We start from the raw sequence: 13,008 nt of genomic DNA, 5'->3' as shown, positions 1-13,008 counted from the left end.
GGCCCGGTGATCGTCAGACGGGCAGCGACAGCACCAGTCCCAGCCGCCCGGCCTCCGTGCGTGAGGGGCAGGATGGTGTCATGAAGCTCACGAAGAAGTCGCACGCCTGTATCCGCCTGGAGAAGGACGGGCGGACGCTGGTCCTCGATCCGGGGATGTTCAGCGAGGAGGACGCAGCGGCCGGCGCGGACGCGATCCTCGTCACGCACGAGCACCCCGACCACTTCGACGAGGCGCGGTTGCGGTCGGCCATGGACGCCAACCCGGCCGCGGAGATCTGGACCCTCAAGTCGGTCGCGGACAGGATCTCGACCGCGTTCCCGGGCCGGGTGCACACCGTCGGCCACGGCGACGCCTTCACCGCCGCAGGTTTCGACGTCCAGGTCCACGGCGAACTGCACGCCGTGATCCACCCGGACATCCCGCGCATCACCAACGTCGGCTACCTGATCGACGGCGGCCGCGTCTTCCACCCCGGCGACGCGCTCACCGTCCCCGACCACGCCGTGGAGACGCTGATGCTCCCGGTCATGGCCCCGTGGAGCAAGATCTCCGAGGTCATCGACTACGTCCGCGAAGTCGAGCCGCAGCGCGCGTACGACATCCACGACGCCCTGCTCACCGACCTGGCCCGCCCGATCTACGACAACCAGATCGGCGCCCTCGGCGGCTCGGACCACCGGCGGCTCACTCCCGGAGAGTCCGCGGAGGTCTGAGAACCCCGGGCCGCATTGTCAGACCCGCCCGGTAGGTTGTTCGGCATGCGCATCGCGACCTGGAACGTGAACTCGATCACCGCCCGCCTGCCGAGGCTCCTGGCCTGGCTGGAGAGCAGCGGCACCGACGTGCTCTGCCTCCAGGAGGCCAAGGTCGCCGAGGACCAGTTCCCGTCCGACCAGCTGCGCGAGCTCGGCTACGAATCGGCGGTCCACGCGACCGGCCGGTGGAACGGCGTGGCGGTGCTCTCCCGCGTAGGCATCGAGGACGTCGTCAAGGGCCTGCCCGGCGACCCCGGTTTCGACGACGTGGTCGAGCCCCGCGCCCTCTCCGCGACCTGCGGCCCGATCCGCGTCTGGTCGGTGTACGTGCCGAACGGCCGCGAGGTGGACCACCCCCACTACGCCTACAAGCTCCAGTGGTTCGAGGCCCTGAAGGCGGCCGTCGCGGGCGACGCCGCCGGCAGCCGGCCGTTCGCGGTGCTGGGCGACTACAACGTGGCCCCGACCGACGACGACGTCTACGACCGGGCCGCCTTCGAGGGCGCCACCCACGTCACCCCCGCCGAGCGCGCGGCCCTGGCCTCCCTGCGCGAGGCCGGCCTGTCGGACGTGGTCCCGCGCCCCCTGAAGTACGACCACCCGTTCACGTACTGGGACTACCGCCAGCTCGGCTTCCCCAAGAACCGCGGTATGCGCATCGACCTGGTGTACGGCAACGAGCCGTTCTCAAAGGCGGTCAAGGACGCGTACGTGGACCGCGAGGAGCGCAAGGGCAAGGGCGCCTCGGATCATGCGCCGGTGGTAGTGGACCTGGACGTGTAGCGGGTCTGACCAATTCCGCCGGCGTGGGGCGCCCCGAAAGGGGCGCGGGGAACTGCGCGCCCAGCCCCCACCGGCCCGCGGGTTAAATCACCGCGCCCCCAGCGGAGCGCTCAGCAGACGCAAGTCCACCGACTCCGCCAGCGCCGCCAACCCCGCGTCCCCCGGATGCAGATGATCCCCACTGTCGTAGCCGGGAAGCATACGCGCGGGATGGCCCGGGTCACGCAGCACCGCATCGAAGTCGAGCACTCCGTCGAACACCCCGGAATTCCGGATCCACGCGTTGACCGCGGAGCGTTCCGCGTCCGCGGCCGTGCAGAGCGCCTCACCCTCGCAGGGCGCGATCGTGGCCGCCAGCATCCGCAGCCCCCGCTCGTGGCCCCGGTCCGCGATCTCCCGCAGCCCGTCGATCACCTCCGGGGCCGTGGCCCCCCACCGCACGTCGTTCACGCCCTGGAAGACCACCGCCGTACGCGCCGACGTCTGCGCGAGGACATCGCGGTCGAACCGGTGCAGGGCGCTCACCCCGCCGGTGTCCGTGGAGACGCCGTCACCGGGATAGCGGTCGGCGATCACACGGTTGGCCGAGATTCCCTGGTTGAGCACCCCATAGTGCGGGACCACATGCTGGCCCAGCAGACGTGTGGCCAGCACATTGGGCCAGCGCCGGTTCGCGTCCTGCGTCGACTTGTCGCCGTCGGTGATCGAGTCCCCGAGCAGCACCACGGACCCCGGCCCGCCGCCCACATCGACGCCCGTCAGCAGCGGCCAGCCGGTCAGGACCGAGGTGTACGCCGCCGGGGAGCCGTCCGCCGTGTGGTCGCCCGGCTCGCTGACATACGACCGCTGAAGCGCCTGGCGGTGCACGGGCGCCGCAGCGACCGTTGCGGGCAGATGGAAGCTCACCAGCAGATTGGCGTCCACGGGCACGTCGAAGTCGAGCGGATCGCTGAACGCCTGCGCCCCCGCCGGGATCTCGACGCCCTCCGTGCCCCGGAAGGACAGCCGGACCGGCACCTCCCGCGCCCCGGCGCCCGCCGCCTGTACCGCCACTGTGGCGCTCCCGATCCGCACCGGCGCCGCCGCGAAGGTGTTGTCGAAGCGCAGCCGCACCCGCGGCCCGCCCACCGAGGTGTGCACGACCAGCCGCAGCGTCCGGTCCGTCCAGGGCCCCACCGCCGGATAGCCCGACGTCGAGGCCGCCCAACTGCCGGTCCAGCCCCGGGTGTCCGCCCGCACGGACAGCGCGAACACATGCAGCCCGGCCGCGCTGGGCAGCCGTACCGAAGCGACCTCGTGCCCCGCGGCGATCGGGACCGTCACGACGTACAGCCGTGCCTTTTCCGCGAGTTGACCGTCGGGCGTGTTGAGGTGCGGCAGTGCGACGGCCTTGGTCGCGAGCGGGCCGGTGCGCCAGTCGGGGGCGGTCAGCCGGTAGGCGGAGACCTGGCCGTTCGTGTACGACACCGTGCCCGCGCCGCTCACGTCGCCGCCGTCCGTGCCCGCCACGAGGAAGGCGAGCGCGTCGCCCCGGCCGCGGACGCGTACCGACTGGCCGTCGGCCCGTACGTTGTCCGGCTCACCCGCGCGAGTGTGCGGCCAGGTCAGCCGGGCGCCCTGCACGGTGAGGGCGCGGCCGGGCGTCCAGCCCGCGGCGGTGAGGTCCTGCGCGGAGAGGGAGGCGCCGGTGCCGTCGAAGTCGGCCTCGCCCGGCCGGGCGTCGTCGCTGACCGCGGTGTTGTCGAAGAGGCGATCGAGCGGCAGCGACTCGGCCCCGGTCCTGGTGGCGGCCCCCGCCGAGGTGACCCAGACCAGAGAGGCGAACAGCGCCAGGACGACCGTAGAACTCCGGACCCGACGGCGCACGGCCGCTCCTCCCGATCACAGCCAGACCATGGACCACACGAGGAAAACGACATGAAGAGAAGGGACGGAGGACGCACCGTGAAGCTAAGGAGACGACCGTGACACGTCAATGAGGCAGGCGCGAGTCGGCGCGAAATCGGCTGCAATCCGGGGTCCGCGCGCCTGTGGTGCGTACGGCGGTGCGAATGACAGGCTGGGAGGTATGAAGATCCCTTTTCTGGGCGACCGGAGCAAGAAGCCCGGGTTCCCCGACGCCGAGGGCATCGCCGAACTCCTCTCCGAGTGTGAACTGCTGCGTTCCCAGGCGTCCCGGGAGGGCGTCCAACTGGACGACTCGGCCGCCTCGTTGGAGGCGCTCGACCAGCTGGTGCCGCGTTGGCGGGACGACGCGGAGATCCTGCCCTGGCTCGGCAACGACGCCGGACTGTATCTGGGCACCGTCATCGTGCGCACCGTGCCCGGTGCCGCGTGGGAGATCTGGCCCAACGGCCAGCCGGTGATCAGACTCGCCTCGGGCCGTGAGTTCGATGTCGTCGCCTCCGGCCAGGAGTGGGCGTCCAGCGGGGTTCCCGAGCTGTCCCAGCTGTATGCGGAGGTCGCGGAGGCATGAATCACTGGACCAATTCAAGGTAAATACGGCTAATGCCCGAAAAGTGCGTGTCGTGCATTAAGTCCACTCTTGTCTGGATAGTTTGCGGCAACCACGACACAGCTGAGAGTGAGTAGGGCTGCGAATGGCTGTCGATCCGCTGATCGAACTGCGTGACGTCAACAAGTACTACGGGGAGCTGCATGTCCTACAGGACATCAACCTCACCGTCGGCAAGGGGGAGGTGGTCGTGGTCATCGGCCCGTCGGGGTCGGGCAAGTCGACACTGTGCAGGGCGATCAACCGGCTGGAGACCATCGCCTCCGGCACGATCAACCTCGACGGCAGGGCGCTGCCCGAGGAGGGCAGGGATCTTGCAAGGCTCCGTGCCGATGTCGGCATGGTCTTCCAGTCGTTCAATCTCTTCGCCCACAAGACGGTTCTGGAGAACGTCTCGCTGGGCCAGGTCAAGGTCCGCGGGCGCAAGAAGGAGGACGCCGACACACGCTCCCGTCAGCTGCTCGACCGCGTCGGACTCGCCGACCAGGCGGCCAAGTTCCCGGCGCAGCTCTCCGGCGGTCAGCAGCAACGCGTGGCCATCGCCCGCGCCCTCGCCATGGATCCCAAGGCGCTTCTGTTCGACGAGCCGACCTCGGCCCTCGACCCGGAGATGATCAACGAGGTCCTGGAGGTCATGCGTCAACTGGCGAGCGAGGGGATGACCATGGTCGTCGTCACCCATGAGATGGGCTTCGCCCGCTCCGCCGCCAATCGCGTCGTGTTCATGTCCGACGGCCGGATCATCGAGGACCGCGTTCCCGACGAGTTCTTCACCGATCCGCACAGCGACCGCGCCCGGGACTTCCTCTCCAAGATCCTCACGCACTGAGCGGGGGAGCGCTGCCCAGGGGGCAGCAGCCGCAGAACCAAGCCCGCCCGGCGGCAGCCGGAGATCACTGCTCGCGCGGCGGAAACGACACGTACGACGGGTCGTTCGCCGGCGAGGAGAAGGTCAGCTGCGCGCCGGACGGGTTGTTCTCGATGCGGGGCACCTCGACCGCGACCGTGGTCGTGCCCGGTGGGGCTCAGGAGGCACGGTGGGAATTGCGTGCGGCCACCGGTGCCGGCAACGCGGTTTCCGCCGCCCGGGTCACATCGGCGACCAGCTCGACGACGTCCGGCCCGTACGCCTGCGAGTTGACGACCTTCAGCAACAGCACGAAGGAGTTGTTGCCGTGCTTGCGGGCCAGCCGCTCGTGGTTGCGGGCGAGATAGCGGGACGCCGCCTGGTTGGTGATCGCGCGCTGGCCGCAGAACAGGAACACCGGCCGCGCCTCCCGCCGCTGACCGGCGGTGAGCCGGGCCAGGAGCACATACTCGCCCTTGCCCGGATCCAGCCGGTAGCGCTCGCTGCCGATCTGGAAGGCGCCGCGGTCGGGGCCGGGTTCGGCGTCGACATTGACCCGTATGCCCGGCAGCAGGGAGTGCAGATGGGCGGCCATACGGCGATTCGACGCCGGTCCGCCCACACAGAACTCGGTGCGCTCGCCGAAGCCCTGCTGGGCCGCGTCGTGCGCGACGACCTGGGCGTGGGCGTTGCAGTCCTTGATGAGCGCGGCCAGTTCGAGGAGCGCGAACACGTCGTGCCGCATCACGGTGAGTTCCGGCCCGCCCGCCTCGCGGTTCACCACCAGCAGCGACTCGGAGTTGTCGGGCAGCCCGAAGAAGGCCTGCTTCCGGCGGAGTCTGCGCCTCCACAGGTAGGTACGGGCGAGCCAGCCGAGCGCGGCACTGAGGCCGGCCGCGATCACGCCCAGAACGATGTTGCGCACGTCGTCATTCATGGGCGCGCATGCTAGCGGGCGCGGGCAAACCCGTGTTCGACATGGTCCTGACGAGGCCATGGCAATGGATTAAGCTGCGCGAACAGCCCCTGACTGGAGGTGCGGATGCGTCGCCCTGCCGCGCGGAAACTCACGGTCCTGGCGGTCTCGGCCGCCGTCGTCGCCTCGGTGGGGGCCACGGCGCCCCCCGCCCGGCAGAGTGACTCCGTCGAGAAGGTTCCGGTCGCCGTCGGCTACGGCGGCGCCGTAGCGAGCGTCGACGCGGACGCCTCCGCCGCCGGTATCGAGGTCCTGCGCAAGGGCGGCAACGCGGTCGACGCGGCCGTCGCCACCGCCGCCGCGCTCGGCGTCACCGAGCCCTACTCCTCCGGCATCGGCGGAGGCGGCTACTTCGTCTACTACGACGCCAAGTCCCGTACGGTGCACACCATTGACGGCCGTGAGACCGCGCCGCTGACCGCCGACTCCCAGCTCTTCGTCGAGAACGGGAAGCCGCTCGCCTTCGCCGACGCCGTCAGCAGCGGCCTCGCCGTCGGCACCCCGGGCACACCCGCCACCTGGAGCACGGCACTGGACCAGTGGGGCAGCACCAAGCTCGCGACCCTGCTCAAGCCCGCCGAGCGCCTGGCCCGCGACGGCTTCACCGTCGACGACACCTTCCGCGCCCAGACCGCGTCGAACGAGACCCGGTTCCGCTACTTCCCCGACACGGCCGAGCTGTTCCTGCCCGACGGCCGACTCCCGGTCGTCGGCTCCACCTTCAAGAACCCCGACCTCGCCCGGACCTACGAGGAGCTGGGCAGGAAGGGCGTCAAGGCCCTCTACCGCGGCGACCTCGCCGAGGACATCGTCCGCACCGTGAACAACCCGCCCGTGGACCCCGGTTCGGGCTGGAACGCCCGCCCGGGCGAGCTGTCCGCCAAGGACCTCGCGGCCTACCGCGCCAAGCTCCAGGCGCCCACGAAGACCTCGTACCGCGGCCTCGGCGTCTACTCGATCGCGCCCTCCTCCTCCGGCGGCACGACGGTCGGTGAAGCCCTCAACATCCTTGAGGGGACCGACCTTTCGAAGGTCAGCGAGGTGCAGTACCTGCACCGCTACATCGAGGCGAGCCGGATCGCGTTCGCGGACCGCGGGCGCTGGGTCGGCGACCCCGCCTTCGAAGACGTACCGACGAAGGAACTGCTGTCGCAGCGGTACGCCGACTCGCGGGCGTGCCTCATCAAGGACGACGCCGTACTCACCAGCCCGCTCGCGCCCGGCGACCCGAGTGATCCGGCGGAGTGCGGTGCCGGAGGCACGGCGGCCGACACGACGTACGAGGGCGAGAACACCACGCATCTGACGGTGGCCGACAAGTGGGGGAACGTCGTCTCCTACACGCTCACCATCGAGCAGACCGGCGGCAGCGGCATCACGGTGCCCGGGCGCGGGTTCATCCTCAACAACGAGCTGACGGACTTCTCCTTCACCCCGGCCAACCCGGCGGTCCACGACCCGAACCTGCCCGGTCCGGGCAAGCGGCCGCGGTCGTCGATCTCGCCGACGATCGTGCTGGACAAGTACAACAAGCCCGTCGTCGCGCTCGGTTCGCCCGGCGGCGCGACCATCATCACGACCGTCCTCCAGACGCTGACCGGTTTCCTGGACCGGGGGCTGCCGCTCGTCGACGCGATCGCGGCGCCGCGGGCCAGTCAGCGGAACGCCGCGCAGACCGAGCTCGAACCCGGGCTGTACGGCAGTGAGTTGCAGACGCAGCTGGAGGCCATCGGGCACTCGTTCAGACTCAACCCCGAGATCGGGGCGGCCACCGGTGTGCAGCGGTTGCCGGGCGGGAAATGGCTGGCGGCGGCCGAGACCGTGCGGCGGGGCGGGGGGTCGGCGCAAGTGGTGTACCCGGCGCCGTAGCCGTCTGTGGGTGCGTGGACGCGCGGTTCCTCAGGCGCGGTCGGCTGATCGGTTCCGGAACGTCAGGCGGTCGGCCTCCGTGTCGACCGTCAGCCGGTCGCCGTCCTTGAGCCGGCCGTCGAGGAGCAGCCGCGAGAGCTGGTTGTCGACCTCTCGCTGGATGGTGCGGCGCAACGGCCTTGCGCCGTACTCCGGCTGATAGCCCTGACGGGCCAGCCAGTCCACGGCCGCCTCGGTGAACTCGACGGCGACGCCCTGGGCGTGCAGCAGCCGGCGGGTGCGGTCCAGCAGCAGGTTGGTGATCTGGTGCAGCTGCTCCGCGGTGAGCTGGCGGAAGACGACGATCTCGTCGATGCGGTTGAGGAACTCCGGCCGGAAGTGTTCGCGCAGCGGACGCAGGATCTGCTCGCGGCGCGCCTCCTCGTCGGCCTCGGCGCCGCCCGCCCCGAAGCCGATGCCCGCGCCGCGCCGGGTGATCGCCTCGGAGCCCAGGTTGCTGGTCATCACGATGACCGCGTTGGTGAAGTCGACCGTGCGGCCCTGCGAGTCGGTCAGCCGTCCGTCGTCCAGGACCTGGAGAAGGATGTTGAAGACGTCCGGGTGCGCCTTCTCCACCTCGTCGAGGAGGAGGAGCGAGTACGGGTGCCGGCGGACCACTTCGGTGAGCTGGCCGGCCTCGTCGTGGCCGACATAGCCGGGCGGGGCGCCGACCAGGCGGCTGACGGTGTGCCGTTCCTGGTACTCGCTCATGTCCAGCCGGACCATCCGCTCCTCGCTGCCGAACAGGACCTCGGCCAGCGCCCGGGCCAGCTCGGTCTTGCCGACGCCGGTCGGGCCGAGGAAGAGGAAGCTGCCGATCGGCCGGTCCGGGCTGGCGAGTCCGGCCCGGGAGCGCATCACCGCGTCCGAGACCACCCGGACCGCCTCGTCCTGGCCGACGACCCGCTGGTGCAGATGCTGCTCCAGGCCGAGCAGACGGTCCTTCTCCTCCTCGGTGAGACTGCTCACCGGGATGCCGGTCTGCCGGGACACCACCTCGGCGATCGCCTCCGCGGTGACCTCCAGATCCTGTCCCTCGTCGGCCTTGCCGTCCCCGGTCTCGGCGATCCGCTGCTTCAGCTCGCCGATCCGGTCGCGCAGCTGCATGGCCTGCTCGTAGCTCTCGTCCGCGACGGCCTGGTCCTTGTCCCGGGTGAGCTGCTCGGCCTCGCGCTCCAGGGCCCGTACGTCCGTGCCCTTCGTCCGGGCCCGCAGCCGCACCCGGGCGCCCGCCTGGTCGATGAGGTCGATCGCCTTGTCCGGCAGCCTGCGGTCGGTGAGATAGCGGTCGGACAGCTCCACGGCCGCCACCAGGGCCTCGTCGGTGTAGCGGACCTGGTGGTGGGCCTCGTAGCGGTCGCGCAGGCCGCGCAGGATCTCGATCGCGTCCGCGGGGGTCGGCTCCGGCACCAGGATCGGCTGGAAGCGGCGGGAGAGCGCCGCGTCCTTCTCGATCCTGCGGTACTCCTCCAGGGTCGTCGCACCCACGATGTGCAGCTCGCCGCGGGCCAGCGCGGGCTTGAGGATGTTGCCGGCGTCCATCGAGCCGCCGCCCTCGCCGCCTCCTCCGGCACCGACCACGGTGTGCAACTCGTCGATGAAGACGATCAGTTGGTCGGAGTGGGAGCCGATCTCGCCCACGATGTTCTGCATCCGCTCCTCGAAGTCGCCCCGGTAACGGGTGCCCGCGACCACACCGGTCAGGTCCAGTGCCACGACCCGGCGCCCGCCGAGGACGTCCGGCACGTCGCCGTCGGCGATGCGCTGGGCCAGGCCCTCCACGACGGCGGTCTTGCCGACGCCGGCGTCGCCGATCAGCACGGGGTTGTTCTTGCCGCGCCGGGAGAGAACCTCGATGGTCTGCTCGATCTCCTCGTCCCGTCCGATCACCGGGTCGATCCGGCCCTGACGGGCCAGGTCGGTGAGATCGCGGCCGTACTTGTCCAGGGTCGGGGTGCCCGTGCTGCGCGGCCCTTCGGTGCGGGGCTGCGTGGTGTCCGGGGACTCCGGTGGCAGGCCGGTGGGGGCGAAGCGGGCCGCGTTGAGGATATGGCCGGCGGCCGAGTCCGGGTTCGCGGCCAGCGCGCTGAGCACATGCTCCGGGCCGATGTAACCGGTTCCGCCCGCCCGGGCCAGCTCGTGCGCGTCCAGCAGTGCGCGCTTGACGGCCGGGGTGAGGGACAGCGCCGTGGGCGGCGGCGCCTCCTCCGGCGGGTGCTGGACCGGGCCCGAGCGCTCGTCGATCTCCGTCGCGAGCGAGTCGGGATCCGCGCCGGCCCTGGAGAGCAGGCTGCGGGTGGGCTCGCTGGAGAGCGCGGCGCGCAGCAGGTGCTGGGTGTCCAGATCGCGGCTGCCGTGCTCGGCGGCGTACGCCGCCGCTCCGCGGACCAGTTCACGGGCCGGTGGGCTCAGCAGGCGGCCGATGTCGATCTGGCGGGGGGCGGGGCGTGGGCCGCCGAAGAAGCGGGCGAGGAATTCGCTCAGGGGGTCGCCGTTGCCCTCCGGGCCGGGGAAGCCGGTGGTCATCGCAGTTCCGTTCCGCTGGGGCGCGCGTTCCTACCACCTTGGCACGGTCGTTGTGCGGCGGCATTTTGGGCGCGTGCGGTCCGGGGGCGTGGCGTGGTGGGGCGGCCGCGGGTCCGTCGTGTCCACCGCGGGCCCGCGGTGGCGGAGCGGCACTGCCCAGCCGTTCTCTGAGGATGCGGGGGCTGTCTCGAACTCCGGCAGGAGCCCGACGCGGGCCTTCGTCACCGTGGCGAGCCGGTCCCGCGTTCGCAGAGCGGTTTTCGGATTCGGTCACCGGCACAACTCCTGTACAAGGAGGCTCCTGCTCACCCGCGGAAAACTCCCTGTAGCGCTCCCGTAACACGGCTGGTGTTGCCTTACGGACCGGAGTGTTCCGGTCTGGCGGGAGTTGAGCGATGACTGTGGATCAACTCCCGGGTCGGATGCGGGAGTTCGCGAACTACCTGGACGGTCTGCTGGCGCGCCTGGATCAGGGCGCCGGCTGGTGCGCGGTGTTCTGGCAGCGCGACCCCGACGGCATGCAGGCCTGTATCGACGGGCGCGAGATCCCGCCCTGGGACGTGATGGAGGCGCTCCTACAGGATCTCGCCGCCGACTACGGCCCCGAGTTCGCCGCTCCTGAGAAGGAACAGGCCCGCTCCCTGCACGCCGCCGCGCTCAACGCCCACGACGCCCGGCCCGGCGCCCGTGACGCCCTCGGAGACCGGCTGGACGTCATGCTCCGCGAACAGCGGTACGCGGCCGAACGACAGGCCGAACTGGGCCGGTTGCTCGCCTCCGCCCCCACCCGCGAACAGGCCGACGCCCTCCGCCTCGACCTCGCCTGGGCCCGCGACGACCACGAACGGGCAACCGCCCGATGCACCGAACTCCGGTCCCGCATCGCGGAGCTGGACGACAGATCGGTCGGCGCCCCGGCGCAGACGATCCACCGGGGCGGCGGGCAACGGGCTTACGGCGAGGCTGCGGGGGCGGGTGCGCGCGGCGCTCAGAGTGATGGGAGTGATGGCGCGGGGGCCGGCCCTCGGGGTGCTTACGGCACTGGCGCGAGGGCGGGTCAGCAGGGCGTCTACGGCTCTGACGCGGTGGCGGGCGCGCAGGACGCGCACGACCCTGGCGCGGGGGCGCCGACTCGGGGCGCCTATGGCGAGGCTGCGGGGGCAGGCGCGCAGGGCGCCTACGGCGAGGGTGCAGGGGCAGGTCAGCGGGGCGCCTACGGCCGTGACGCGGGGGCGCCTGCGCGCGGCGCTTACGGCGAGGCTACGGGGGCCGGTCGAGGGGACGCTCACGTCGAGGGCGAGGGAGCCGGTACGCGGGGCGCCTACGGCCCTGGCGCGGGGGCCGGCGCCCGGGGCGCGTACGGCGAGGCCGCGGGGGCTGGTACGCGGGGCACCTACGGCTCCGGCGCGGGGGCCGGTGCGCGCGGCGCCCACGGCGAGGTCGCGAGAGACGCTCACGGTGATGCCGCAGGGAGCGGTACGCACAGGGCGTACGGCGAGGCCGCGGAGGCGCGTCGGCGTGGTGCGTACGGCGGCGGAAGCGGTGCCCGCGACGACGTGTTCGCGCAGTACGGCGATTCTCCCGGCGCCTCGGCGCAATCCTCGCCCCGACGCATGCCGCAGCAGCGCACCACACACTCCGCGGACCCCGCGTACGGACCGCAGGACCCCGAGGGTCGGCTCGGCCCCGATCCTGGACTTGGACCGGAGCCGGGACTCCTCCCCGAGCCGGGACCCGTCCCCGAGCCCGAATACGAGTCCGGCCCCGTCCAGCACGTGAACCCGGCGCAAGGCGATGTCCGGCATCCCGGAGGTCCTGCCTCGCAGGAGGTCGACCCCGGCTCGCAACAGCCCGCGCCCAAGCAGCGCAAGCGGCGTCGTGGCGGTGCCCGGTTCGCCGGGATGGTCGAGGAAGAGGCCGTTCCCGTCGTCGTACCGCCGGAGGCCGTCGTACCGGTGCTGCCGGAGCCGCCCGCGGCAGGCGGCCGTACCCCGCGTGGGGCCCGGTTCGCCGGGGCCGCGGAGGCGGTGCCGGAAGCGCAGGCCGAGCAGCCGGTGGACGTGGAGGCGCGGCGGGAGGTCGCCGGGACCGTCGGGATGCTGGCGCGGCTGCGGGGCGAGGGCCGGAGTGGCGAGGCGCATGCGCTGCTGGTGGAGGCCGCGTACTGGCCCGCCGCCCGGATTCCGCTGCTCGCCGCCGAGATGCAGCGGGCCGGGCTCGGCGCCGACTGGGCGACGCTGCTGTGGGAGGCGGCCTCGCTGCCCGCCGACCGGCTGGTCGCCGCGGCCGACGCGCTGGTCGCGGCGGGGCGGACGGCGGACGGGGAGCAGATCCTGCGCCAGGGCGTGGCGCGGCCCGCCGTGGAGATCGGACAGGCCGTGCTCGGGCTGGCCGGCGAGGGGCGGCGGCGCGAGATCCGTGCGCTGCTGGACGCGTACGTCAGGGTCCGCACCCCGGAGGAGGCCGCCCGCAGCGTCGAGCCCGACCCGGGGCACCTCGTGCCGCTGCTGCTGGAGGCCGCTCGCGGGGTGTCCGAGGAGCGCCACTGGGACCTGGTCCACGCCCTCCGCGTGGCCGGTTTTGCCGCCTGACATGCACACCAGTACGGACCGGTCGGCCATCTGACTCACCCGCGGGAGTGTGAAACGTGATCGACTCAGCGGGTTAACGACGATGGTCTTGGCAAGGCTGTTCC

The 13,008-nt window shown here is 71.7% G+C and carries 9 protein-coding genes; 6 read left to right on the top strand and 3 right to left on the bottom strand.

What is annotated here, in order from left to right; translation table 11 throughout:
* The first annotated feature begins 80 nt into the window (after window positions 1–80).
* Both ACIHFB_RS17735 and ACIHFB_RS17730 read left to right on the top strand, forming a co-directional pair.
* Entirely contained in the window at window positions 81–716 is a 636-nt protein-coding gene (locus ACIHFB_RS17735) for an MBL fold metallo-hydrolase (RefSeq protein ID WP_400127276.1), read from the top strand.
* A 45-nt stretch (window positions 717–761) separates the two neighbouring features.
* On the top strand, window positions 762–1,541 hold the full coding sequence (locus ACIHFB_RS17730) for an exodeoxyribonuclease III (RefSeq protein ID WP_365273992.1): 780 nt from the start codon (window positions 762–764) through the stop codon (window positions 1,539–1,541).
* Between the two features lie 87 nt (window positions 1,542–1,628).
* Here ACIHFB_RS17730 and ACIHFB_RS17725 read toward each other — a convergent pair whose 3' ends face one another.
* Window positions 1,629–3,407, bottom strand: a complete 1,779-nt coding sequence (locus tag ACIHFB_RS17725) for an SGNH/GDSL hydrolase family protein (protein ID WP_400127275.1) — start codon at window positions 3,405–3,407, stop codon at window positions 1,629–1,631.
* A gap of 202 nt (window positions 3,408–3,609) precedes the next feature.
* Here ACIHFB_RS17725 and ACIHFB_RS17720 point away from each other — a divergent pair, with 202 nt between their 5' ends.
* Window positions 3,610–4,017 (top strand): DUF6278 family protein, encoded by a 408-nt coding sequence (locus ACIHFB_RS17720; RefSeq protein WP_365273986.1) that lies wholly within the window; start codon window positions 3,610–3,612, stop codon window positions 4,015–4,017.
* 124 nt (window positions 4,018–4,141) lie between these two features.
* Window positions 4,142–4,885: an amino acid ABC transporter ATP-binding protein gene (locus ACIHFB_RS17715; protein ID WP_400127274.1), complete on the top strand. Its 744-nt coding sequence runs from the start codon at window positions 4,142–4,144 to the stop codon at window positions 4,883–4,885.
* Between the two features lie 196 nt (window positions 4,886–5,081).
* Here the strand turns inward: ACIHFB_RS17715 and ACIHFB_RS17710 are convergent, their stop codons facing one another.
* Window positions 5,082–5,840 (bottom strand): hypothetical protein, encoded by a 759-nt coding sequence (locus tag ACIHFB_RS17710; protein ID WP_365273980.1) that lies wholly within the window; start codon window positions 5,838–5,840, stop codon window positions 5,082–5,084.
* 105 nt (window positions 5,841–5,945) lie between these two features.
* Between ACIHFB_RS17710 and ggt the strand changes: the two genes are divergently transcribed.
* The gene (ggt, locus tag ACIHFB_RS17705; protein ID WP_400127273.1) at window positions 5,946–7,748 is read left to right on the top strand and encodes a gamma-glutamyltransferase; all 1,803 of its coding nucleotides are present in this window, start codon (window positions 5,946–5,948) and stop codon (window positions 7,746–7,748) included.
* A 30-nt stretch (window positions 7,749–7,778) separates the two neighbouring features.
* Here ggt and ACIHFB_RS17700 read toward each other — a convergent pair whose 3' ends face one another.
* Window positions 7,779–10,313, bottom strand: coding sequence for an ATP-dependent Clp protease ATP-binding subunit (locus tag ACIHFB_RS17700; protein ID WP_365273974.1), 2,535 nt, complete (start codon window positions 10,311–10,313; stop codon window positions 7,779–7,781).
* 395 nt (window positions 10,314–10,708) lie between these two features.
* On the opposite strand from ACIHFB_RS17700, the gene ACIHFB_RS17695 reads away from it, so the two are divergent.
* Window positions 10,709–12,904 carry a hypothetical protein gene (locus ACIHFB_RS17695; RefSeq protein ID WP_400127272.1) on the top strand — a complete coding sequence of 732 codons (2,196 nt, stop codon included), beginning with the start codon at window positions 10,709–10,711 and terminating at the stop codon, window positions 12,902–12,904.
* The last annotated feature ends 104 nt before the right edge of the window (window positions 12,905–13,008 follow it).

This window comes from Streptomyces sp. NPDC051963, assembly GCF_044593495.1.
Lineage (GTDB): Bacteria > Actinomycetota > Actinomycetes > Streptomycetales > Streptomycetaceae > Streptomyces.
This window is presented reverse-complemented; position numbering and strand designations above follow the sequence as displayed.